The 23,787-nt window shown below is 61.2% G+C and carries 21 protein-coding genes and 1 tRNA gene; 3 read left to right on the plus strand and 19 right to left on the minus strand.

Annotation, left to right across the window (positions count from 1 at the left end; translation table 11 throughout):
* Positions 1 to 18: 18 nt before the first annotated feature.
* From HHL09_RS16280 to HHL09_RS16345, 14 genes are all read right to left on the minus strand, one after another.
* A complete protein-coding gene (locus HHL09_RS16280) occupies positions 19 to 333 on the minus strand; it encodes a hypothetical protein (RefSeq protein WP_169455680.1) in 315 nt (104 codons plus the stop codon).
* The gene (locus HHL09_RS16285) at positions 326 to 1,600 is read right to left on the minus strand and encodes a Wadjet anti-phage system protein JetD domain-containing protein (RefSeq protein WP_169455681.1); all 1,275 of its coding nucleotides are present in this window, start codon (positions 1,598 to 1,600) and stop codon (positions 326 to 328) included. Before HHL09_RS16285 ends, HHL09_RS16280 begins: the two co-directional genes overlap by 8 nt.
* The gene (locus HHL09_RS16290) at positions 1,597 to 4,914 is read right to left on the minus strand and encodes an SbcC/MukB-like Walker B domain-containing protein (protein WP_169455682.1); all 3,318 of its coding nucleotides are present in this window, start codon (positions 4,912 to 4,914) and stop codon (positions 1,597 to 1,599) included. Before HHL09_RS16290 ends, HHL09_RS16285 begins: the two co-directional genes overlap by 4 nt.
* A 15-nt stretch (positions 4,915 to 4,929) precedes the next feature.
* Entirely contained in the window at positions 4,930 to 5,559 is a 630-nt protein-coding gene (locus HHL09_RS16295; protein WP_169455683.1) for a DUF4194 domain-containing protein, read from the minus strand.
* On the minus strand, positions 5,556 to 7,034 hold the full coding sequence (locus tag HHL09_RS16300) for a Wadjet anti-phage system protein JetA family protein (RefSeq protein WP_169455684.1): 1,479 nt from the start codon (positions 7,032 to 7,034) through the stop codon (positions 5,556 to 5,558). Before HHL09_RS16300 ends, HHL09_RS16295 begins: the two co-directional genes overlap by 4 nt.
* Positions 7,035 to 7,222: 188 nt before the next feature.
* Positions 7,223 to 8,149 (minus strand): ThuA domain-containing protein, encoded by a 927-nt coding sequence (locus HHL09_RS16305; RefSeq protein ID WP_169455685.1) that lies wholly within the window; start codon positions 8,147 to 8,149, stop codon positions 7,223 to 7,225.
* 58 nt (positions 8,150 to 8,207) lie between these two features.
* The gene (locus HHL09_RS16310) at positions 8,208 to 8,594 is read right to left on the minus strand and encodes a rhodanese-like domain-containing protein (protein ID WP_169455686.1); all 387 of its coding nucleotides are present in this window, start codon (positions 8,592 to 8,594) and stop codon (positions 8,208 to 8,210) included.
* Positions 8,595 to 8,853: 259 nt separating this feature from the next.
* Entirely contained in the window at positions 8,854 to 10,476 is a 1,623-nt protein-coding gene (gene groL, locus HHL09_RS16315; protein WP_169457777.1) for a chaperonin GroEL, read from the minus strand.
* Between the two features lie 34 nt (positions 10,477 to 10,510).
* Entirely contained in the window at positions 10,511 to 10,801 is a 291-nt protein-coding gene (locus tag HHL09_RS16320; RefSeq protein ID WP_169455687.1) for a co-chaperone GroES, read from the minus strand.
* 205 nt (positions 10,802 to 11,006) lie between these two features.
* Entirely contained in the window at positions 11,007 to 11,510 is a 504-nt protein-coding gene (locus tag HHL09_RS16325) for a hypothetical protein (RefSeq protein WP_169455688.1), read from the minus strand.
* A gap of 51 nt (positions 11,511 to 11,561) precedes the next feature.
* Entirely contained in the window at positions 11,562 to 13,499 is a 1,938-nt protein-coding gene (dnaK, locus tag HHL09_RS16330; RefSeq protein ID WP_169455689.1) for a molecular chaperone DnaK, read from the minus strand.
* A gap of 245 nt (positions 13,500 to 13,744) precedes the next feature.
* On the minus strand, positions 13,745 to 14,371 hold the full coding sequence (locus HHL09_RS16335) for a LysE family translocator (RefSeq protein ID WP_169455690.1): 627 nt from the start codon (positions 14,369 to 14,371) through the stop codon (positions 13,745 to 13,747).
* Between the two features lie 120 nt (positions 14,372 to 14,491).
* Entirely contained in the window at positions 14,492 to 14,701 is a 210-nt protein-coding gene (locus tag HHL09_RS16340; protein ID WP_169455691.1) for a hypothetical protein, read from the minus strand.
* A gap of 201 nt (positions 14,702 to 14,902) precedes the next feature.
* On the minus strand, positions 14,903 to 17,200 hold the full coding sequence (locus HHL09_RS16345; RefSeq protein WP_169455692.1) for a hypothetical protein: 2,298 nt from the start codon (positions 17,198 to 17,200) through the stop codon (positions 14,903 to 14,905).
* Positions 17,201 to 17,364: 164 nt separating this feature from the next.
* Here HHL09_RS16345 and HHL09_RS16350 point away from each other — a divergent pair, with 164 nt between their 5' ends.
* Positions 17,365 to 17,763, plus strand: coding sequence for a hypothetical protein (locus HHL09_RS16350; RefSeq protein ID WP_169455693.1), 399 nt, complete (start codon positions 17,365 to 17,367; stop codon positions 17,761 to 17,763).
* A gap of 14 nt (positions 17,764 to 17,777) precedes the next feature.
* Here the strand turns inward: HHL09_RS16350 and HHL09_RS16355 are convergent, their stop codons facing one another.
* The 3 genes from HHL09_RS16355 to HHL09_RS16365 are packed head-to-tail and all read right to left on the minus strand — an operon-like array spanning position 17,778 to position 20,517.
* On the minus strand, positions 17,778 to 18,569 hold the full coding sequence (locus HHL09_RS16355; RefSeq protein ID WP_205760862.1) for an SDR family NAD(P)-dependent oxidoreductase: 792 nt from the start codon (positions 18,567 to 18,569) through the stop codon (positions 17,778 to 17,780).
* An 8-nt stretch (positions 18,570 to 18,577) separates the two neighbouring features.
* Positions 18,578 to 19,678 carry an NADH:flavin oxidoreductase/NADH oxidase gene (locus tag HHL09_RS16360; protein ID WP_169455694.1) on the minus strand — a complete coding sequence of 367 codons (1,101 nt, stop codon included), beginning with the start codon at positions 19,676 to 19,678 and terminating at the stop codon, positions 18,578 to 18,580.
* A 41-nt stretch (positions 19,679 to 19,719) separates the two neighbouring features.
* Entirely contained in the window at positions 19,720 to 20,517 is a 798-nt protein-coding gene (locus HHL09_RS16365) for a DJ-1/PfpI/YhbO family deglycase/protease (RefSeq protein WP_169455695.1), read from the minus strand.
* 138 nt (positions 20,518 to 20,655) lie between these two features.
* Here HHL09_RS16365 and HHL09_RS16370 point away from each other — a divergent pair, with 138 nt between their 5' ends.
* Complete coding sequence (locus HHL09_RS16370; RefSeq protein ID WP_169455696.1) at positions 20,656 to 21,537, plus strand: LysR substrate-binding domain-containing protein; 882 nt, start codon at positions 20,656 to 20,658, stop codon at positions 21,535 to 21,537.
* A gap of 22 nt (positions 21,538 to 21,559) precedes the next feature.
* On the opposite strand, the gene HHL09_RS16375 is transcribed toward HHL09_RS16370, so the two are convergent.
* Complete coding sequence (locus tag HHL09_RS16375; RefSeq protein ID WP_169455697.1) at positions 21,560 to 22,132, minus strand: hypothetical protein; 573 nt, start codon at positions 22,130 to 22,132, stop codon at positions 21,560 to 21,562.
* A 364-nt stretch (positions 22,133 to 22,496) separates the two neighbouring features.
* Here HHL09_RS16375 and HHL09_RS16380 point away from each other — a divergent pair, with 364 nt between their 5' ends.
* Positions 22,497 to 23,456 carry a ferritin-like domain-containing protein gene (locus HHL09_RS16380; protein WP_205760863.1) on the plus strand — a complete coding sequence of 320 codons (960 nt, stop codon included), beginning with the start codon at positions 22,497 to 22,499 and terminating at the stop codon, positions 23,454 to 23,456.
* 173 nt (positions 23,457 to 23,629) lie between these two features.
* Here HHL09_RS16380 and HHL09_RS16385 read toward each other — a convergent pair.
* Positions 23,630 to 23,716: transfer RNA gene (locus tag HHL09_RS16385), tRNA-Ser, on the minus strand.
* Positions 23,717 to 23,787: the final 71 nt, after the last annotated feature.

Here is a 23,787-nt window from a genome sequence, read left to right on the forward strand (position 1 = left end):
CTTGGGGTGACAGTCCCGTCACCTTTTTTCCTGGCTCGCCATCCGCAGCGGGATGGTGATGAGCCAGACCAAGCAGGCAAAGGCCAGAAGCAGCAGGAGAGCTGGGAGCCATTGGTAGAAGGCCCGCTCCCACAGGGGAGACGAGGTCGACCAGGTCCATCGGGGTTTCAGCTCGCCGAGGATGAAAGAGGAGCATCCCAGAATGAGCGTGCCGGCCAAACTGAAAGCGATTTCAGTTAAGAACCCGCGGAAGCGATCCTGATCTTCCGGGGCAATCGGGAGCTGCTCTCCTTGTGGAGGCACTTCCCATTCTTCCGGTTCACCATCACTCATCAGGGATCATGCAATCACAAGCGAGGGGCGGGAGGCAATCGTGTTCCTGTCGGCGGTAGAAAGGCCAGCAAGGAAGTTCCGGTCTGCCGAGCGACTCTTGTTCGAAGTCCCCCTTGTCCCCGGTGGTAGCGATCTCTTCCAAGTGTGGCCGGACATCCGCGAGCATCGGATCGCCAAGCAAGCGGGGAAGAATCGAGCGATCATAGTCGCTCAGATCCAGCGGGTGGTTCCGAAGTCTCCGCTTCATCAGGAACGGTGTCACCTCCCTGCCGGTGGCTCTCCGCAGCCTTGAAAGAATGTGGAAGCCTGCCGGATCGGTATCGCCGAAATGAAATACGGGTAACTCGGCCGGGAGGAGTTTGAAGAGGCGGATGAGCCCGCGGCTGGGGAATGCACAGGCTGCGATCAAGGTTTCGCGGTCCTCGTTGAGCGAGGCGATCCGGCGAAGCGTGGTCTTGGAGTTCTCCACGGTGAGCACCCTTTTGGCTGGAGTGGTCACCTTGACCGCGCGGTCGAGATCCGAGGTGAGATGGAAGACCCCGTGCAGACCTTCGACTGTCGCTTGGCTTCCATCTTCGAAGTGCAGCGTGAGTTCGCCTGCGAGCTCGACCTTTCCGCCAGGACCTTGGAAGCCGAACATGCCGAGGGTCATCGGGCTGCCGAACATCGCGGTGAGGCACGCTTCCAAGGGGCGTTGGGCCTTCTCCAATTCCTTCGACTCGAAACCCAGTGCCACGCTTCCTTCACGGATGAGGGTGTCGCTTTGCCAAGTCCTGGAGGTGATTTCCTCCACATTGCGGAGTAGCTCCGAAACCAGATCCGGGTGTCTCCACAGGAGAGGTCGTGCGTTGCGCCCTTCGCTGAAATCCTTGGCGATGGAGAGCAGCCACGCCGACCAAACTTCAGGATACTTGGGGTGGGTGCGGGACAGGAAGAAATGGACGGCGCGTAGACTAGTCTGCCGCAAGAGTTCAGGATGGGGGCTTTCGAAGAGCGCTCGCAGCCACGGCTCCGAGCCCAGAGGAAGCTCGATCCGTTCGATCAGGTAGCGGCGATAGCTATGGCGCTTGAGAAGGACGATTCCTTCTCGCTCCAGCTTCTCTGCCTCCCGCCCTGCGGTCGCGATGTCTTCTGCTGACCGGACGCCTGCCGTGAAGAGCAGGTCATCCCAGTACCGGGTGTAGGCTTTGGTCCGGGAGCCGAGCTTCTTGCCGCGGGCGGCGAACCACTGGCGGTGAAGCTCGGCAAGCCAGACGGGGTGCTTCATGAGAGCGCTTCGATCAGGCGCTTGCGGTCGACCCTGGCGCACCAGTTGCGGATGCCGGTGACGTTGCCGGTTTTCTCCTCGTAAGTCCGCTCGACGCGGGCCTGAACGACGGTCTGCGCGTGCTGGATCATCGTGGGCAGGCGGTCTTCCGGGAAGGCCATGACGAGTTGGAGGCCGAAGTTCCGCGCGAGGGCGAGACAGGCATCGATGCGGTCACCGGAGAGCTTCGAGAAGGCTTCATCCATCACGACGAGGCCGAGGTTCCGGCGCAGGTCTTTCCGGCCAAGGTCATAGACGCGCTGGAAGGCGGCGAGCATCGCGACGAAGAAGGGTGCCTGGTTTTCGCCGCCGCTCTGTTTCTTCGCGCTCTTGTTGAGGGAGATCGCGGAGCCTTCGCCCTTGCCTGCGGGCGTGGCCTGGATGTCCCAGTGGTGATAGTAGCGGTAATCGAGCGCTTTCTGGTGGCGCGGGTCTTCCGCGTTCTCGATCGCCAGCATCAATGCCTGTTTCGCTTTCTCGATGTCTTCCTTGCCGCCTGCGGCGAAGAGTTCGAGGGAGGGATTCAGGCCCTTGTCCACCAGCGTCCAGATGGCGCTGTGGGTGCGGTCGGCGCGCATGGAGAGTTGATAGCGCATGCCGCCGATGACGTGGTCCATGGCCTTGTTCAGCTCCTTCTTGGTGCGCTCGGCTTCATCGAGCTTCTCCTTGAGAACATCGAGCACCTGGTGCTGGAGGCGATCTTCCCACTGGCGCTGGGCGTCCTCGGCTTCCACGCGGTAGCGCTCGAGCTCGTGCTCTTCCAGCTCGCGGCGGCGGTTGTCGTAGCGGGTGTTCTCGTCGTCGGCAGGATCGAAGAACTCGGCCGTGTCCGGATGCTTCTCCGCAAGGGCTCGGCGTTCGATGTCCCGGTGATCTCGTGCTTTCTCCGAATCGCTGCGGCGGGTGCGGGCGACCTCGCCCACGGCCTCGATGCGCTGCGACCACTTGGCAAACTGTTCGAGAACCGACTCGATGTTGCTGGCGATCTCCGTATCGCGGATGTGTGAAACCTTCTCGCGGCTGATCCGACGCTCCTGAAGTGCTGTTTCTTCCTCCTCGGTGGCGCTGGCGATGGCGTCGAGTTGCTCGCGCTCCTGCTGCTCGAACTTCGAGAGGGAACCTGCCAACCGGCCGATGCGTTCGATCACGCCTTGGAAGGTCTTGTCGAGCACTCGCAGCTTTTCGACCGTCGCCTCGCGCTCGGGAGTGGCGAGCAGACGGATGGTTTCATCGAGCTGCTGCGACTCTTTCTTGAGTCGTGGCAAGTCGCGCAGGCCGGAAGTGCCCGCAGGCGGATCGGCTTGATCGAGATTCCACTGCTTGCCGCGATGAAGCCACATCTTCCAATCGTCCCGGGAACGGTTGAGCTTCGTGAGCTCCTCGCCCACGACTTCGAGTTCTTCTTCGCGGAGCGTTCTCAGGCGGCGGAGTCCTTCCTCGCCGATCGTGAATTCTTTCGATGGTGTGAGGTGGAGACGGAGCGGTGGGTCTTTCAGCCAACCGTCCTTGGAGAGCGCGCGCGGGTGCTTGTCGAGTTGCTTGGCTTTGTCGACCGCCACGAGATCCCCATAAAGCTGTTCCAGGTAAGCCTTCGCGGTGCCGTGGCTGGTTTCGAAGAACTCGGCGACACTGCCTTTCTTCGCCTTGCCCGCAGAAACCTCGGATGGATCGACGAGTGGCTCATCGATGTGGCCCAGCCGCTGGGCTTGGTCCCATGCGGCGGTGAAATCTTCCGGCAGCACGGCTTGGCGGTTCGGGCCAAGCAGGGTTTCCAAGAGCGGCCACCACGGTTCGGCTTCGGGCTTCACCTCGATCACCCGACCGAGTGCCACTGCCTTCTGTCCGCGTGAGCGCAGCGCATCCAACAGTGGCGATGCGGCGGTGCTGCCCTTGTGCACGAGGTCATCGATCTCGCGCTTCAGGCGGGATTCACGGGCTTCCAGTTCCTTGATGCGTTCCTCGATCGGGCGCAGCTGGTCGTCACCCTCGCTGGCGAGTTCGTGATAGATCCGCGCCATCCGCGTGGCCGCATCGAGTGCGGGTGCTTCGTCGGCTCCCTGCATTTCCTTCAGCCAGCTGGCGGCACGGTCCGGTTCCTCGATGCCGAGTTCCCCTGCGTGCTTCAGCCACTGCTTCCAGTGCTGGGTGCGGTCGTGAAGATATTGCCGAGCGGTCTTCGATGCCTCGCGGAGCTGTTCGATCTCCTTCTGCACTTCATCGAAGCGCGAGCGATTCTGCGCGAGGTGGGCGATCTGCGAGTCATTGCCCGCGACGAGACGGACCGAGGCAAGCTGTTGTTCGAGGTCATTCCTCTCGGTGATGGCGGCGTCGTGATCCGCGCGCTGCTCCTCGTTCTGCTGGCGGAGTTGCTCGATCTTCGCTCGTCGTGCTTCGAGAGCCTCCTTCTTTTCCTCGTGGACCAGCGCATCCCGCAAGTGGCCGAAGAGGGCGGCCTCGCGCTTGGTCTCAAGGTAGGTGGCGTGCTGCTCGCAGATGCGCACCAAACGCTGGTGCTGGTCGTGCATCGTATCGAGCCGGTCTTTCGCGCGACGGTGGGCATCCACGCTGGCGCGCACCGCCTTGACATCGGGGAGGCCGGGCTCCAGCAGGTATTCGCGGATGAACTTCTCGAAGCTCTCGACCGGCTGGAAGGCCATCGAGTTCGGGAGCGTCTTGTTCATCTGGACGCGGTCGAAGCCGAGGTGGTTTCGCGAGGCCATCTCCTCCAGATAGGTCGCCTGACGATCCCAGACATCGCCCTCCAGATCGCGCTTCACGTGGACGCGGAACTCATCCTCGGAGAGGAAGGAGAGGCCGTCATCCAGCAACTGCGGGGCAAGGAAATCGTCCTTCTGAAGGCGGCCGGGCACACAGAACCAGAGTGTGCGAGGCTTTGCTGTGGGGCCTTCGTATTCGATGCGGGCACCCCATGTTTCGTGGCGTGGCTCGGAGCCATCCGAACCGGCAGGCCAGACGAACTCGAGCGCGGCCAAGGTCACGCCGCTGGGGCGCAGGAAGCGCTCCTGGCCGTCCTTGCCGACCGTATTGGTGTCGCAAAGGCAGTATCCACGCAGCGTGCGTCCGCTGCCTGCACCGGCAGCAGCCTTGTTGAAGCGGCTCAGCGATTCGCCGAGCATCACGAACTGCAGCAGGTCGAGGAGGGCGCTCTTTCCCGAGCCATTGGCACCGGTGATAAGCGTCAGGCCGGAGACATCGATGAAGTCCCGGTAACCGTACCAATTGATGGCGATGATGCGGCTGAGGTGAACGCGCATGGATAACAAAATGGCTTAAGCGGGAGTCTCGGCGGGGGCGGGCTGATAAAGCGCGACGCGGGCGTTCCAAGCTTCGATGGAATCGAAAGGGATCGTCCGCGCGAGGCTGGGCAGGATCTCGATCAGCATTTCGCCTACCGGCGCATTCGGATCGGTCTTATGCGTGCGGATCAGGCGATGCCGCTTCATGCGTGCCAGCAATTGCTCGAGGTGAGTCTTTTCAGGCGGCTCGATGTTCTCGAAGGTTGCCTTAAAGCGCTGCCAGAGGTCGTCGACGGTGATGACCACCGCTTGGGCGGCCTGGGTGTTCCGGTGGTCATCCCAGGTGCGCCAGAGTACGAGAAGGAGAAGCGTCTCGTCCTTCGTGAACTGTGCAAGCAGGAGGCAGGCTTCCGGGCGTGGGCGTGCCTGAAGCAGGTAGAAATCGTCATCCACGATGAGCTCCAGGCCGAGTGGTGCGAGGTAATCCGTGATGTGATTCTGGTAATGATCCCGCGCGAGGAGGAACAGGTCCCTGCCGCTGCCCTCCGTGCCAAGCAAGGTGCCCCGGCTCAAGAGCTCGGCGAGGATCTCGCGCATCGGTGCCCGGTCGGAATCGGGAACATCCGGCCAGAAGCGTGGCCAATGGGGATCGTGATCGTTCATGCTTGGCGGGTGATGGTGAAGCGCTCGATGTTCCAGCCGCACTGTTCGTCCTGAGGGATCGTGTCCGGCTCCATGCCTTGTTCACGGCGCGGGCCATCCACGGTCCAACGCACCACGCGGCCATCTGCCATGGTAGCGTGGTCATAGGCGGCGGTGGCGAGGAGATCGAGGAGATCATCGATCGACGCTGATTCGACAGTGTCCGTTCCTGCCACAGCGGCGACCTCATCCATGAGCCGGGCAACCAGACGGGCTGCCCGCTGCGGTGTGAGCGCCAGACGCTGGCGTTCGCGAAGGGCTGCGAGGGTGTCTTCCTCGTCATCCGCCGCATCGTCATCAAGATCGAAGGAGAGATCGGCGGCAGCGCGAAGGCGGCGGACCCGTGCCAAGGACTCGACGCCGTAGAAGCAGCGCATCTCCGGAACCAAGGGTGCGAAATCAGGTGCTGCATCCCGCATTGAGCCGAGCTTCGCGCCCATGTGAGCCGCATTGATCGCATCGCAATACGACTTCACGATTTCAGGACGGCGGCCGCGCAGCTCGGTTTGGTAATTGTAGCGCTGCTGGGAAAGGCGGTTGAAGCCTGCCATGCGGGCATCGATGGCATCGGCGACGAGGCGGATCGATGCGAGGCGCCGCTCGAGATCGCGCAACGCCCTTTCGGCCCGCAGGTAGGACTCCTCGGATGACCAGCCGTAGTGGGTGGAAAGCCCCTCGGCCAGACGCTCCTTCACCATTGGCTGGTCGCGCAGGTCGGCCACCTTGGTGCGGGCTGCTTGCAGGCGAGGTAGCAGGCCGTTTCTACGAAGGGCATCGTAGCAGACCATGTGCTGGCCCGAGCCGAACTCCGCATAGAGCAAGCGCAGCGTCTCCGCGGGAGATTCACTGGCCCGCTGGCGCTGGTCGAAGACCGAGATCAGCTTTTCGACGCCATGAAGCTGGATCACCGCGTTCTCGAGCCGGCTGTTCAAGTCGGTCACCGTCGCGCGGAGCTCATCCGGCGTGCGGGTGCGAGGTTCGAGCGACTCGGGGCGCTCCAAGGTTTCGCAGACGCCGCGCACGGTATCCGCGAAGGTGGTGAGCTCCGCGATTTCATCTTCCGCCAGCTCGCGCAGCAGGCGCAGCAGCGGACGGAGTCCGGGCGAAACGAGGGCCCAGCGTTCGTGCAGGCCAAGCTGCTGGTCTTCGAGCCAGCCGGCATCGCAGAGGCGATTGAAAATCTGTCCCGCCTTTTGTCGCGCATCCCTCAGGGAGCCGCCTTCGTCATCGGCGAGCTGGATGTCGGGATGCGAGGAGAGGGTGTCGCGGACGAGGGCAACGGCCTCCGCTTGCTGGATCCGGCCCGCATCGCCAGCGGCATCTGCGATCTGGTCCGCGCAGTCGATATAGAGCGCCGCCGAGGGCCGCGAAAGCGGCCGGAAGAAGTCCCGCGAGACGGAACCAAGGAGACGGTGGCTGAGTGAATCGAGCGGCATGCGGCAGGGCGGGGGGCGGTAGCCTAGCCCTCCCGTGCCGCGTGCCAAGTCTTCAAGAGTTCGATCCGCGGTTGAGGGGAAATGTGCTTATTTCCAATAGTTTGCAGATCTGGCTAACTGCCGCTGCCCAATCGGGCCCTCTCCTGCCACGCCGAAAGTGGCAGGAGCGTAATCGGGGCCGAGGAGGACTACTTTTTGTCCAGATTCGCCTTCATTTCATCTTCCGTCGGGGTTTTCGACGCCACTCCCTTGGCCGGAACCTCGACATTGGCGATCCACGCGATGGCGTTCAACACGATGCCGCGGTGGTCGTCATGCTGCCAGTTCTTGTGGAAATGCCCTCCGGTGAAGCCGAAGGCGCGGCCCTTGCCGAACTCCGGAGTGCGCTCGTAGGCCCACATCACGTGCTGGGGTTCCTTGCGCTCCAGCACTGCGGCACGAACTTCCGGATTCCCCTCATGGGCACCGTCCGGACGACTGAGGGAGTCCTTCGGCGGCAGGTCGGTGAGGATGGGGGTTACGCCCTTCATCTTGTCTTGGAAACGCATGTGGTAGTACCACTCGTCCCGGATCTTGAAGTTATCGATACCGCGGCTGATCTCGTGCTTGGCGGGCTTGAAATTTCCATCCCAGTGCGGGTTCACGGACCAATCGGTCTCGAAGTAGCCGCCGATCAGGTCGAGGAAGGTCTGGCCGCCTTCGCCCTTGGGCACTTCCACAGCATAATGGATACAGCCGATGCCGGCGCCCGTGTTCGCGATTTCCTTCAGCTTGGCGAGATGCTGCATGGCCGGGTGACCCCCGCCGCCATCCGCATACATCACCACTGCGGCCGCTCCATCGAAGACGCTCTCGTCCTGCGGCCAGCCATCGGTGACGACCACGGCCTCCACTGGCAGGCCGCTCTTGTTGATCTGGTCAGCCAGCAGCATGCAGCCGGCGCGGTGCTCATGCTCACCCGGGCCATGGCTGGCGCGACCGGCCACGAAAACGATCTTCTTCTTTGCCGTTTCGCCAGCCTTGGCGGGCTCGCCGGGGCTTTGGGTCATGAAGGCGATGGAGGCGGCTCCTGCGCAGGCAAGCGCCAGGACCAGGGAACGAGAGGTTTTTTGCATATCGTGAATATCGGTCGGCTCATCGATACACGGCCAAGCGGCTCCGGATTTCAAGGTTTCACTCGGTAGGCATGCCCGCTTCCTTCCAAGTCGCGTAGCCGCCTTCGAGAATCGAGATATCGTGGCCGCGCGCGACCAGCTTCTCCGCCACGGCCCGGGCGTCCGGGCAGGCGAGGTCGGTGCAATAGATCACCACGGTTTTTCCGGAGGTCTTTGCCTCGCGGATCTGGGGTTCGTGGTCGGAAAGGTGTTTTTCGAAGTCGCCCCGCGGCCAAGAGATGGCACCCGGGATCTTGCCGAAGGCAGAGACAAAGCCGGGGCGGGCGTCAAAAACGAGAACGCTGCCGGATTGCTGCTTCGGGAAGAAGGTTTCGAGCGGCATAACCGTCAGCTTGCCGGTTTTCGGGGCGGGAGCGGAAGCCGGAGTGGTTGGCTTTGCAGCCACTGCCGCCGCAGGTTTGGGCTTATTGGGCGGAGCGGGAGTGCTGGGGGGAACGGGGGAGATCTGTTCCTGGCAGGAGCAGATCAAGAGACCGCAGGATGCGGCGAGGAATATGGTAGGCCTCACGAGTGGAGTTTCAGCGTGAGAGGGCCGGATGCGCAAAAGGAATGTCTGGTCCGGATGGAGCAAAAAAAGCCGGACGGTTTCCCGTCCGGCTTTTGAATTTGGCTGAAGCTATCTGCGGCGTGGGCCGCGGGGCTTCTTAGAAGTCGCCCATGCCGTGATCGTGGCCGTGGCCACCGGCAGCGGGCTTCTCTTCCTTGATCTCGGTGATCAGGGCTTCCGTGGTGAGCAGGAGGCCGGCGATGGACGCGGCATTCTGCAGGGCGGAGCGGGTCACCTTGGTCGGATCGACAACGCCCGAAGCGATGAGGTCTTCGTACTTGTCGGTCGCGACGTTGTAGCCTTCAGCACCGTTCTTGACGCGCTCGACGATGAGTGCGCCTTCGCGGCCGGCGTTGGCAGCCAGCTGGCGGAGCGGGGCTTCGATGGCGCGAGCCACGATGCCAGCACCGGTCTTCTCGTCGCCGGAGAGGCCGAGGTCACCCACGGCGGCCTGAGCGCGGATCAGAGCGGTACCACCGCCAGGAACGATACCTTCTTCCACCGCAGCGCGGGTGGCGTGAAGGGCGTCTTCCACGCGGGCCTTCTTTTCCTTCATCTCGGTTTCGGTAGCAGCACCGACGTTGATGACGGCCACGCCACCGGCGAGCTTGGCGAGGCGCTCCTGGAGCTTCTCGCGATCGTAGTCGCTGGTGGTGTCTTCGATCTGGCGGCGGATCTGGCTCACGCGGCCGCTGATGGAGTCGCTGGAACCAGCGCCTTCGACGATGGTGGTGTTTTCCTTGGTGATGGTGACGCGCTTGGCGGAACCGAGGTCAGCCAGCTCGACGGACTCCAGCTTGATGCCGAGGTCTTCGGTGATGACCTTGCCGCCGGTGAGGATGGCGAGGTCTTCCAGCATGGCCTTGCGGCGATCGCCGAAGCCAGGAGCCTTCACGGCTGCGATGTGCAGGATGCCGCGCAGCTTGTTCACCACGAGGGTGGCAAGGGCTTCGCCTTCCACGTCTTCCGCGATGATGAGGAGGGGGCGGCCGGTCTTGGCCACCTTCTCGAGCAGCGGAAGCATGTCCTTGAGGGACGAGATCTTCTTCTCGTTGATCAGGAGGTAAGCGTTGTCGAGGGACACTTCCATCGTCTCCGCGTTGGTCACGAAGTACGGGGAGAGGTAGCCCTTGTCGAACTGCATGCCTTCGACGACGTCGAGGTTGGTTTCGATGCCCTTGGCTTCTTCCACGGTGATGGTGCCGTCCTTGCCAACCTTGTCCATCGCCTCAGCGATGATGCGGCCGATCTCGGAATCCCAGTTGGCGGAGACGGTGGCGACCTGGGCGATTTCCTTGGTGTCGTTGACGTCCTTGGAGATGGCCTTGAGTTGAGCCACGATGGCCTCGGTGGCCTTCATGATGCCGCGCTGCAGGGAGATCGGGTTGGCACCGGCGGTCACGTTGCGGAGGCCTTCCTTGTAGATGGCCTCGGCAAGCACGGTCGCCGTGGTGGTGCCGTCACCGGCGATGTCGGAGGTCTTGGAGGACACTTCGCGGATCAGCTGTGCGCCCATGTTTTCATAGGGGCACTCCAGTTCGATTTCCTTGGCGACGGAGACACCGTCCTTGGTGATCGTCGGGGAACCGAACTTCTTGTCGAGGATGACATTGCGGCCGGCCGGGCCGAGGGTCGCCTTGACGGCACGGGCGAGCTTCTCCACGCCGCGGAGCAGGGCCTGGCGGGCGGATTCGTCGAATTGCAATTGTTTGGCCATGATAGGTGGTCTGTTTCGAGAGTTGATGTGGGAGGGTTCAGGCAACGATGCCGAGGATGTCGGACTCGGAAATGATCAGCACTTCCTGGCCGTCGATCTTCACTTCGGTACCGCCGTACTTGGAGATGAGGACCTTGTCGCCCACCTTCACGGTGAACTCGATGGTCTTGCCATCTTCATCCTTGCCGCCGGTGCCGAGGCTGAGGACTTCAGCTTCCTGGGGCTTTTCCTTCGCGGTGTCAGGAAGAACGATGCCGCCGGCGCTGATGGCTTCGGCGTCGAGTCGCTTCACGAGCACGCGTTGACCGAGTGGTTTGATGCTGGCCATGTGGTATGGTTGGTTTGGTTTGCGTTGTTGGTTGAGAAACCGTGCTTCCTTGGGAGAGCGCGGAAAGTTGTTTCTGGATCTCGAAGCCGGGGAAACGGATTCGAAGAGACGTCTCAAATGAAGGTCAAATTTCTGATCGAGACGCCGGATGGTGAAATTTCTGGATTTGTAAGTGGCGGGATTCCGTTGGCTGCGAATCCAACCCTTAGAACGAAGTGATCCGTTGGTATGACTTCGCGTTCTGCATGGTAATTTCCACCAGCTCTGCAAGGGAGCGGATGGAGGTCTCCGTGGCGATTTTCTGGAAGTGCGGCCCGAGCAAGCCGAACACCTGCATCTCGATGATGTCGTCCAAGTCCACCTTTTCGCCTTCCGCGATCGCGTCCCGGATCTCTTCGCACAACGCAAGGCGCTGGCTGGAGAATTTGGCCCGGAGTGCCGACTTGGCGACGGACACCAGCCGGCGGGCTTCGGTCACGGCTTCCCGGAGCGGAATGCCAGGTCCGCCGTAGAGCGATTGGTCAACGATGCGCTGGGCGATCCAAGGAGTCTCGTCGGGGAAAACGACGAGATACTCCCGGACCATGGAATTGCCCTGATAGCCTTCACCTTCGTGCTGGCAGGCTCCGATCAGGAGGGCGTGGCCACCGAGGTGGTCGATCCATCCCGTGCGGAAGCATACGGCTGCCGAATCATTGAGGTCGCTCATGGTTGTCGTGGCGCGGGGTGAAGGCTGAAGCGGCTAGATGAAACGGCGCGTTTACTTGTCCACCACTTCTGCTTCCACCACCTTGCCCTTGGCTTGGCGTGGCTCGGAGGACTGGCCGGCGTCACCGGGCTGCACGTCCACGTCTCCACCGCCGGCACCCGGATTGCCACCCATGGAAGCCTGCGCTTGCTGTGCGGCGTTGTAGAGGTCCTGCAGTGCGGCTTCGAGCGCGGAGGTGCTGCTCTTGATCGCGTCGAGGTCGTCGTTCTTCATCGCGTCCTTCACGGCGTCCACCTTTGCCTGGATGCCGGACTTCAGTTCGGCAGGGGCTTCGGCAGGCAGTTCGGAGAGCTGCTTCTCGACTTGGAAGACAAGGTTCTCGGCCTTGTTCTTGGTGTCGACGATTTCCACGCGCTTGCGGTCTTCCTCGGCGTGGGACTCGGCTTCCTGCTTGGCCTTTTCGATCTCTTCCTTCGAGAGACCGGAGGAACCTTGGATGGAGATCTTCTTCTCGCTGCCGGACTGCTTGTCCTTCGCGGAGACGTGAAGGATGCCGTTCGCATCGATGTCGAAGGTCACCTCGATCTGCGGCTCGCCACGGCGGGCGGGGGCGATGCCCTCGAGCTTGAAGTTACCGAGAAGCTTGTTGTCGTTGAACATCGGGCGCTCGCCTTGGCTGATGCGGATGTCCACGGCCGGCTGATTGTCGGAAGCGGTAGAGAAGACCTGCGACTTCTTCGCCGGGATCGTCGTGTTGCGTTCGATCATCGGCGTGGCGCGGGAGCCTTCGGTTTCGATCGAGAGCGTGAGCGGGGTCACATCGAGCAGGAGCACATCCTTCACGTCACCCTTGAGCACGCCTCCCTGGATCGAGGCACCGATGGCCACGACTTCGTCCGGATTCACGCCGCGGTGTGGCTCCTTGCCGGCGAGTTCCTTCGCCACTTCAATCACCTTCGGCATGCGGGTCATGCCGCCGACGAGCACGAGCTCGTCGACATTTGCGGCGGAGACACCGGCTTCCTTGAGGCAATCGCGGACCGGCTTCTTGGTGCGCTCGAAAAGGGAATCGGTCAGCTGTTCCAGCTTGGCGCGGGTGAGCGTGAGCTGGATGTGCTTCGGACCGGTCTGATCCGCCGTGATGAAGGGCAGGCTGATATCGTAGGACTGGCTGGAGGAGAGGGCGATCTTCGCCTTTTCCGCCTCTTCCTTGATGCGCTGGAGCGCGTCCGGCTGGCTGGAAAGATCGATGCCTTGGTCCTTCTTGAACTCACCGACGATCCAAACGATCAGCGCGTTATCCCAGTCGTCACCGCCGAGTTGGGTGTCGCCATCGGTCGCGAGCACTTCGAAGACGCCGTCGCCGATTTCCAGCACGGAGATATCGAAGGTGCCACCGCCGAGGTCATACACGGCGATCTTCTCGTCCGACTTCTTGTCGAGGCCGTAAGCGAGGGCCGCAGCGGTCGGCTCGTTGATGATGCGGCGGACATTCAGGCCCGCGATCTCACCGGCGGCCTTGGTGGCATTGCGCTGTGAGTCATTGAAATAGGCAGGAACGGTGATCACCGCATCGGTGATGGTTTCGCCCAGCTTGGCTTCGGCATCGGCCTTCAGCTTGCCGAGCACCATGGCGGCGATTTCCTGCGGAGAGTAGGTCTTCTTCTCGCCAGCCACTTCCACCTCGATGTGGGCATCGCCATTGGCGGCGGCCACGATGGTGTAGGGCATCTTCTTGTCTGCTTCGGACAGTTCCGAGAACTTGCGGCCGATCAGACGCTTGGCGGAGAAAATGGTGTTCTTGGGGTTGGTCACGGCCTGGCGCTTGGCGGCCTGACCGATGACGCGCTCACCGGACTTCGTGAAAGCGACGATGGACGGGGTGGTGCGTGCTCCTTCGGAGTTTTCGAGCACAATGGCCTCGCCGCCTTCCATGACAGCCATACAGGAGTTCGTCGTGCCGAGGTCGATACCGAGAATCTTGGACATAAATGTGGGTGGGTTGGAGATTGGATGGCGCTTCGATGAAGCGGACTAATTCTATGCCCCGCCTTTCGCATCCCATGTGCCAGTGGTCGGGAAAGTGCCTTGTTCATCTGAAAATGAACACGATACGGCTTTGTCATGCGCCTCCCGGTGCCGAGTGGCGGGCTGTGATTGCGACAAAACGTCGCGACTGGCTGCGACAGCTTGGCGCCACTTTGTCGCAGTGCGACATGGCCCCGAGAGCCATCTTATCTGCTGGTGGCTAGCCGGATTCCCAGCCCGACGAAAAGCGCTCCGGCAGCGCGATTCAGCATTTCGGAGACCGTAGAGCTTCCCCGGAGACGGTCTCCGATCAAGGACGCGAACCACACCAGACAGAGACACCAGACCGTGCCGACCGCGATAAAGGAGAAGCCCAGAGCCACAAAGGCGGCGAATTTGTTCGGGCTATCGGCCGCGATGAACTGGGGCACGAAAGCGAGGTAGAATAGAGCGACCTTCGGATTGAGAAGATTTGTAAGGAAACCCTGCCGGTAAATCGCGTGAAAACTGGAGCTGGAAAAGGTCTCCGGGATTGCCGCCTTCGAGTTCTTGCTAAAGAGCATCCGGATCCCGAGGTAAACCAGATAGGCTGCACCGGCCAACTTTACGAAAAGGAAAGCCGAGGCGGAGGCTGCCAAAACCGCGGAGAGGCCGAAGGCTGCGGCAAAGGTATGAACGACCGCGCCGGTGGCGATCCCGAGCAGGGAAGCCAAGCCGGCGCCGCGGCCTTGGGCGATGCTTCTCCCTAGAATGTAGAGGGTATCCGGTCCCGGAGTCAGGGTCAGGACGATGCAGGCCCCGATGAAGACCCCGAAGTCGTGAATGCCGAACATGCTTCGTTCATAAGCGGCTCCTATTCCGGCGTCCAAGCCGATCCGCTGGAATTCGTAAATCCCGGAGACGCCGAAACGATCGCCCCACGGGAGCGACCGCTGGATTTCGGATTTTTCGGATCAGGAGGGATATTCTCCGTCGTCGCGGAAGCGGTTCATCAGGGCTTCGATTCCGTCGTCCTCGAGGGGATCAATCGTGAAGGACCAAGTGGCGACTGAGAGAATTCTCTGAGAGATCCACCGATACATGTCGGGGTTTCCGTATCCGGATTCCCGATAGAGCTGCAGTGCAGCCAGAATGGTGGCAATTTCGGCTCTCTCGAACTTCATTCGTTAGGGCGATACATCAGTTTGGTTAGGGTCTCGGAGCTTTGGGGCTCCCTCCCTTCTCTACCTGATTTCGTGCCCAAGCGGCGCTTTGACTCATTTCCAATGAGATAGGATCGGCTGACAGCGGCTGATTAGCCATTGCATCGTGCAATACTTGCAGGATTTCGCGTAGCTCCGTGCATTTTGCTACGAGGGTGCTTCCTAACGGGCTGTATCAACCGTGGGAATCGCTACGGCACCAGTCGCAGGCCAAGAAAGAGTGGCCGAGCCGGAGCCTCGGGGGATGGTCTTGTTGCCCGCTTTGAAGACGTATGTGGAATTGAAGCTCGGCAGGGGAACGAAGTAGCCGTCGCTGCTGAATCCGGACTGGTTGTCGACCACCTGCGACATCGTGCCGCCATCCGGAAGGACGTATTTGTAGGTCGCCTTGTACATCCCACCGGCATCGAGGTGGAAATTGAAGAAGGTGCCATCGCCGCGCATCTCCCCGGTATTGGTGATGAGGTGTCCGTCCGGCACCTGCTGGGTCGCCATGTCATAGGACTTCATGTTGGAGCCCCCGCTATAGGTGAGTGTTACTCCTTCCATCGGGCTATAGACGCCGGAGGCGCTGAGGGTGCCGCTGCAATCGGCGATGCACCAGAATTTGACGTTCGAGTAGGAGACGGGGTCTTCAGGGTAGATGCGCTCGCCATGGATATCGCCGCGGAACTTCACGGTCAGATCCATCTTCTCGGTCAGGCTTCCGGCGTCGGTGTAGACCCAGGTGAAAGGAACCGTCCACTGGGTGATCGGCACTTCATTGCTCTTCGAGTTGTAGCCGCGATTGACCGTCACCTGGACATTGCCGACCGGTGCAGGGTTCGGAACACGGACATAGATCCGGCCAAGGCCCTCCCACTTGAGCACCTGTTGCAATTGCCCGCCCCACATGACGTTCCTCTTCCCTTCGCCGGGATCATCGCCGAAGTCGCCCTCGAGCCAAAGAGTGCTGAATCGCTCGCTTGGCGTTCCACCCAGGCCTTGATTGAGGATGCGGAGGATCGTCGGCTTCAGGATGTGAGAGGGATTCGTGGCATGGTGCTTCCAGATCAGCGTCGCGTTGGGTCGCGTCTGGCCGGGATACTTCGGGCTAGGATCGAAATCGTACTTTTTCCGCCACATCCACGTCTGGACGATTGGCTGGGAAAAGGAGCGCTCCTTTACCGTGGAGACGGGTGTCTCTTCGTTCGTGCCCAGCATGCGGTCGAAGATCTTCCGGCAGGGCTCACCGCTCAGCTTGCCCGATTCCCAGTCCCAGCTCGCGTAGGATCCGGCACCGGCGGCGATGAAGGCCTTGGCGAGATCTTCATTCGAACCGTAGCAGGCATCGATCACGACCAGGGAGTTCGCCGCGAAGTGCATGTGTTGCCTCACGAAATCACTGGTGATCGTGTAGTAGGGCACGGTCTGGTTGAGATCTGCTGCCAAGAGGACCTGTCGGCTATCGCGCAGCTCCTTGTAATCTCCCTTGCTAAGCGCTTCGCTCGCGTATTGGCGGGTGACCAGTGCCACGGACTCGGTGCCATTCTCTTTTTTGAACGAGCAGCCGTGAACCTGCCAGAAGAGCACTCCGAGGGGATTCGATGAGGTCGACCAGCTTTTGACGGTGGCGACGGTGGTGCCGCTGAGGGTTCTCACGTCGTAACCTGCCGACGTGAGCCAACCGCCGATGGTCGGTGCTGAATCCGGGAAGATCGCTTCCAGCGAATGCGCGGTGACGGCGTGCTTGCTGGCAGGGATGCCGAGTCCCGAGTTGTTGAGGGAAGTGATCTGGTTGCTTTGTTTGGCCGGGATTTCCAGAGGCGCGGTAGCCCGCTGTTCTGGAAGGAGCTGAGTGTCGTAGGTGCCTGCCGGAGCGATTTGGGGAGTCAGGGCTACGGAGCCACGTTGGGGATTCAGCAGGATGCAGATGTCGCCATCGGTGAATCGGATCGAGATATTGTCCGCGGGCATCGAGACCACGGCCTCGGCCACGAGAGGGTTGGCATTCGCCCAAGCGATCAGCTGGGCTTGGGACTCGGCGCGCGGGAGCGTGGCCCATTCTCGCATCTTCACGGCGGCATCGCGAAGGAAGTCGATCTTCACTTGTTCGCCGATGCCGCTTTCGTAACTCACGGTGAAAAGCGAGGGGTCATTCAGTTCTGCTGCAGGGACCGTGGTCTCCGGGCCGGTTCTCGCTCGAACGATTTGCTTGGGGGCGTAATTCGCCGGCAGTCGGAACGTGACTTCGGCCGCGCGGCCATCAATGGCTCCCGCAACCAAAGGTCGCCATGATGCGGGTGGCCCGGGAACCAGGGATTCCAACAAGGCATGCCGCGAGCCCGCGGGCACATCCACTTCCAAGGTGAATCTCCCTTGGTTGTCGAAACGGGGAGGCTGGTTCTGGAGAAGAACTTCAGCTGCCGGTGCCAAGGCCGCCAAAGCCAGCACAGCAAGAGACAACGCGATTCTTTTCATGGCAGTAGGGAGGGGATTCCTCTGAACGAGGAGTCGCTACCTAGCCGAAGGGAACCGTAAGGGTAAATGGATCGAAGGTGGTAACGGGACCTGTTGAGCGGCGACGGCCTGTTGCATCTTGCTTGGAATCAGCGCGCGTCGTAGTTCTATCCAAGATTCCCGAGATGAGACTTCTCCTTTTTTCCCTCGTGTCGCTTCCGCTTGTGTCCTGCATCGTGCCACGCAAGCTCACTGTCGTGGATGCGCCCTATCCGGAGCGCCCGACGATCCGCAGTGTCCGGGCCGAGGGCGATACGCTTCGCGTCACCGTGAAGCAGGGTACGCCGGGGGCTTGGATCGCGGGAGTGAAGGCGGAGACGATCCAAGGGGATGTCTATCTTCATACGGTTCACATCAGCAGTGCGGTGCATGCGACGGAGTTCCCGGTGGATCTGTCCGGGAAGAAGTTTCCGGATGATTGGAGGAAGCGGCTCTACTGGATGGTCGGAGACTCGATCAGCAGTCCGGTGAATCCTCTCATCGTGCCCTCGCGGGAAATCCGGCGGAGCAAGATCGAGCTATAGATGGTGAGGGTGCCTCAATTCACGCGCAGCATCTCGCGGCGGACGATCGAAGGGAAGAGCCGGTTTGCGAAGAACTTGAGCCGTAGTTGCCATGGGGCGACGATTTCCTCGCGGCCTGCGGCCACGCCATCCAAGATGGCTTCCGCGACTTGCTGAGGGCTGAGGATAGGGACTGAGGTCTGGGCGACGGGGACGCGTTCCTCGCTGCCGGGATTGTTTTTCCAGTAGTCGCTGGAGACTTTGGCGAAGGTGGCCATGGCGGCGTGGACGCCGGTGCCGGTGGTTTCCGCGCGCACGGCTTCGAAGAGGCCGCGGACTGCCCAACGTGCCGCGGTGTAGGCAGCGGCACCGGGCCATGCAAGCTGGGAGGCTGCAGAATTCACGAAGAGGCAGAGGCCGCTGTGGCGCTGGAACATCGCGGGAAGGAAGGCGCGCGTCATGTACAAGGCGGCGAGATAAGGGGCCTCCATCATGGCCGCGGCCTCTTCCGGGCTGGTCTCCACCAAGGGCTTCCAGCGGCCCGCGCCAGCATTGTTGATGAGTACGTCGGGAGTCTGGATTTCATTGGCGAGGAGGGCCACTTGTTCCGCATCGCTGACATCGCACAGATGCGTGGTGGCAGTGCCTCCGTGGCGGCGGATTCCCTCGGCGACGGCTTCCAGCTTGTCGGCGGAGCGAGCGACGAGGATGAGTTCGGCACCGCGCTTCGCGGCAGCTTCGGCGATCGCAGCACCGATGCCGCTCGAGGCTCCGGTGATCAGGACGCGCTGTCCGGACCAGTTCATTCCTTTCGATTGCGGTTTCATGGGAGGATTCAGTTGAAGTGATAGCGGGAGAGCCAATGGGCATAGGAAGGCGGAAGCACAGCAGAGGGGTTCTGCACGCCCAACTCCCGAGCGGCCATGAAAGGCCAGTGGGGATTGGCCAGCATCGGTCGGCCGATCATCACGAGGTCGGCCGCGCCTTCTTGCAGCATCTCTTCGGCCAAGGCCGGGGTATTGATGTTCCAAGTGGTGGAGCCGGGCAGACCTGATTCCTCGAGCACACGCTTGGAGATCTGGCGCAGTTGACCCGGTCCCCAAGGGATCTTTGCCCCGGGAGTCGAGAAGCCCATGCTGACATCGAGGAAATCAAGGCCGAGTTTCTTGAAGCGCTTTGCCAAGGCGATGGATTCCGCGACCGTTTCTTCATCCTGATCATCGAACTCGATCACGCCGAGCCGAGCTGCAAGCGGCAGATGCGCGGGCCAGACGGCACGAACGGCTTCGAGTGTCTCAAGAAGGAAGCGGGCACGATTTTCCATGCTGCCGCCATAATCATCCGTGCGCTGATTTGACCATCGCGAGAGGAAGTTCTGTGCGAGATAGCCGTGCGCGAAGTGGAGCATGAGGAACTCGAAGCCTGCGTCGCGGGCACGCTTCGCGGCCGCCACGAAGTCCTCCTTCACGCGCTCGATGTCCGCACGGGTCATCTCATGCGGCACGCGGGAAAGGCCGTCGCCATAGGAGACCGGGCTAGGGGCGATCGTCTCCCAGGCTCTGGGATCCGCTGCGGGGATGTGGTCATCACCTTCCCATGGCAGGTTGGCAGAAGCCTTCCGTCCGGCGTGTCCAATCTGGATGCCTGGGACCGCACCACCTGCCTTGATGCCATCGACAATCGGCTTGAGCGCCGCAGCGTGGGCGTCGCTCCAGAGTCCGAGGCAGGCGGGGGTGATGCGTCCTTCCGGGCTCACTGCGGTGGCCTCGACAACGACGAGGCCGGCACCGCCGCGGGCGAGCGAGAGGTAGTGGGCCGGATGCCAATCGGTTGGGAGACCATCGATCGCCTGATATTGGCACATCGGGGAGACGGCGATGCGGTTGCGCAGAGTGAGGCGACCGAAGGACAAGGGTGTGAAGAGTTTCGGTGTCATGGGTCCTAGGAGGGGTTAGACGGTTTGTTCTCCGGAAAAGTTCAGCGGGCGATCAGCCAATCCTTCACGGCGACGGAGAAGTCCGCGACGTCGATGGGGTGGCGGCTGGTGATGAGATTGCCATCCACGACGACCGCTTGCTCGAGCACTTGCCCTCCGGCATTGGTGAGATCGCTCTGGATGTTCCAGTATCCGGTGAGCTTCTTGCCCTTCAGAATGTCCGCGGAGGCAAGCACGAGCGGAGCATGACAGATGGCAGCGATGAGCCTTCCGGACTTGTTGAACTCTTGGACGAAGCGGATCACGTCCTTGTCGTAGCGGAGGTTGTCGGGATTCCACGCTCCTCCGGGGATGAAGACGGCATCGTATTCGCTCACCTTGATCTGGTCAGCGGTGCGGTCCACTTTCACCCAGCCCACGGGATTGAGATACTGGATGGCCATGATGTGATCCTTTGCCATTTCAGGAGTGCTGAGGCCGTATCGGGCCGGGGCCGGATTGAACTTCGGGGCGACGATGTCGACTTGGGCGCCGAGGGCCTTGAGATACCAAACAGGGCCGGTGAGCTCGATTTCCTCGAAGCCGTCCGCCGCGAGAACGGCGATGCGCTTTCCCTTGAGGGCGCTGCTGTCCTTCACCGGGGTGAAAAAGAAGGCCTTGAGTGCTTCATTCCCCGGGGCGTTGAGCAACTGGGAAACCGGCATCGATGAAACGGCCGATCGGGTGGAGAGCTGGTTGATGACTTCCAATTCGTGGGTGCTGTTGCTCTGGGCGGCTGCGGGGGATGCGGTGAAGAGGCTGAGCGTGGCGAGGGCGAGGAGTTGATTTGTGATTTTCATGAGTCAGTTGGCTCGTTGTTTTTTGTTCGGATTGAATCTCTGAGGATTCATCACGGAGCGAGACTGCCATGTGAGCGCTTATCGCGGAAATTGAATGATTCTATTGTGGTTAGCGTATTTTTAGATAAGCATCCCCCGATGGAACTTCGCCACCTCCGCGCCTTTGAAGCCGTAGCCGAAGAGCTGAACTTCAGCCGTGCCGCGGAGAGGCTGCATGTGGCTCAATCGGCCTTGAGCCGGACGATCGCAGACCTGGAGTCGGAGATGGAGGTAAGGCTTCTGGATCGGAATACCCATGGTGTGGCTTTGACCGAGGCAGGGGCGCTCTTTCTCCATCGGGTCCGGGAGATCCTCGATGATGCGCGGGATGCGGTGCTGCAGGCGCAGCGCCGCTCACGGGGTGAGACAGGCACGCTCCGCATCGGCTTCATCGGGACCTTGAGCCAATCCTTGCTCCCGAGCCTGCTGCAGACTTATCGGGCCGCCTATCCCGCCGTGGAGTTGGTCTTGCACGAGCTGGGGCCGACGCAGCAGCGGGAGAGGCTGCTCGCGGGTATCTTGGACTGCGGCTTCATCGGCCTCGCCATGGATTCTCCGGATCCGGAACTAGAGACAATCGTGGTGGCGGAAGATGAACTGGTCGCGGCGGTTCCGGAGAATCATCCGCTGGCCAAGCACGAGGTGTTGCGCCTCCCCGACTTGAAGCATGAGGCGATCTATCTCACGGCGCAGGCGAATGCGCCGATCTTTAATCCGTGGTTGGTGAGGCTTTGCCAGAAGGCGGGATTCGAGCCGCGGATCCATGGCCAGACGGATCGGGCTGCCACAGTCCTGAACTATGTGGCCGCGGGATTTGGCGTTTCCCTTTTCCCCGCGAGGATCGCGGCGCAGGCGACCTTCGGCGTGCGGTTCATACCTTTGAAGGGGCGTCTGCCGAAGTATCAATACAAGTTTGCCTGGCCGCGGCGAAGCACGAACCAGGCGCTGTCGGAGTTCGTAAAGATGGTCCGGCGGCGGTGAGAAGATCGCTGTTCCTGCTATGTCAGGCGAAAAACTGGGGGTGGTTCAGATACTCATCCTCCGTATACAAGAACGGGGAGCGCTGGATGGAGAGGCTGGGGGGATGATAGGTCACGCTGTCCATGCCCATGGTGATGGCCCTGATCGCGCCGTCCCATGTCATCACCCCGGGATTGGGGCGTCTCCACGCTTCGCCGCGATCGGGCGCGGGTTGGTAGATTTTGATCTCGGGCTGCCAGAACCCGAGGAGGGCTTGTAGCAGGTAGTCCGGGAATTCCGCGTGATAGATGCAGGGCTCGTTGAAATCCAATTCGGCCGCCACCGCGTCCGGTGTAGCGAGAAACTCGCGGAATGCCGAGACCCCGGGCACCCGTTTTGGAAAGGGCACAGGAAGCCCTTTTTCGCCGATGTCGAAATCGGTGTCGGGGAACGCATGGCGGAGCAGCGCGAGGCCTTCTTCGAATTGGCTGCGGGCGGTTTCGATGTCACAGCGGATTTGGGAGGTGCTGTCGAAACCTCCGTCTCCTCCCTTGATGATGTCCGAAGGGCGAAAGCAGGCGAGCCAGAGCATTCCGACGCAGCCTCCCTTCATCATGATGCTTTCGTTTTTTCCATCCGCCTTCTTTAGCTCAAGATGTGTATAAACGCCCACGGCGTGATACCGCTCAGAAAAGGAGGGGCAGAGGAAGGAGGATGTTCTTGGGAGTGCTCCCATGATCGGCGGCGTTTTTCACAAGCCGCGATCGCGATCTGCGCAAAGATTTCCCGCTTTCACGGCTTCGGGGCAGCGGAAGCCGGTCTTATCCATAGTCCGGCGGATTGTAGTCTAAGCGGATTTCGTAACGGTGGGAGAATACCCCTATGCACTATCGGTCCCATCTCTTTATGGCCGAACATGGGACTTGGGGAATGGTGCGAATCGATCCCTCCCGTTTCGATGAGGGCCTAATTCAAAATCCATGAAAACGACAACCGACTCAGGGCTCCCCGTTTCCTCACTTGGCCTCACTCCGCGCGGGGGACGTCGCGCCTTCCTCCGCTCCCTTGGGCTGGGCGCAGGTGCTGCCGCCCTAGGTTCCACCATGCCCGAGGCAGAGGCTGCCTCTGGTTTCGGTTTTGCCTTTGGACTTGGGAACAAGAAAGCAAAGCGAGATGCCGACATCCTGAATTTCGCACTGAACCTCGAATACCTGGAAGCGGAATACTATTTGCGCGCGACTACCGGGCAAGGTCTTGAGGCCGCCGGCATCGGAGTCGACGGCAATGGCACGACCGGTGATGTGGTGGTGAAGGCCAATCCCCAAGTGACTTTCACAACAGCCGCGGTCCAGCAATACGCCAACGAGATCGCTCAAGACGAGGCCAACCACGTCCGCTTTCTTCGCACCGCGCTGGATTCTACCCGCTTTGGGCAAGTCGCACGGCCGCAGATCAATCTCCTCGATAGCTTCAATGCATTGGGTGGTCTTCTCGGTATCGGCAACTTCGATCCTTTTGCAAACGAGGCTAACTTCCTTCTGGGTGCCTTCATCTTTGAGGACGTCGGCGTTACAGCTTACAAAGGAGCAAGCCCGCTGGTGTCGAACAAAGCCTACCTTGAGGCGGCAGCAGGGATACTTGGAGTGGAGGCCTATCACGCGGGCACCATCCGCACCCTCATTTACCAAGCTGGCACCACGGCCCAGAACACGGCCAATGCCATCTCGGCCCTTCGCGCTTCGCTCGACAACCAGCCTTCGGGATCGAACGCCCTTGATCAGGGAGTCACGGTGGGAGGGTTGGCGAATATCGTTCCTGCAGATGCCAATTCCATCGCCTTCAGCCGCACCACCGACCAAGTGCTGAACATCGTCTATGGCGGCGTCAACGCTTCCTCCGGCCTGTTCTTCCCGAACGGGCTAAACGGCAACATCCGCTGATTTCTGCGACGATAGGACTTACGGCTTTGTCGCGGTGGATGGCGCTAGCGCTTCCGCCGCGTTCAAATCCGGCTTCGCAGGGCTCAGCAAGGATTGTCATCCCTCCCTGGACTCGGGGTAGGGGTGAGCTGCCCTGAGGTAGGGGCGCTCTGAGAAACGGGAAAATCTTACCGCGGACAGGGAGGGATTCGAACCCTCGGTACTATTGCTAGCACACACGCTTTCCAAGCGTGCTCATTCGACCACTCTGACACCTGCCCTAAGCGGAAGGGCGCGCACCCTAGGGGCCGACCGCGGACTTGGCAACCCGATTTTCCGAGAGAAATCGAGA

Source organism: Luteolibacter luteus, from assembly GCF_012913485.1.
GTDB lineage: Bacteria > Verrucomicrobiota > Verrucomicrobiia > Verrucomicrobiales > Akkermansiaceae > Haloferula > Haloferula lutea.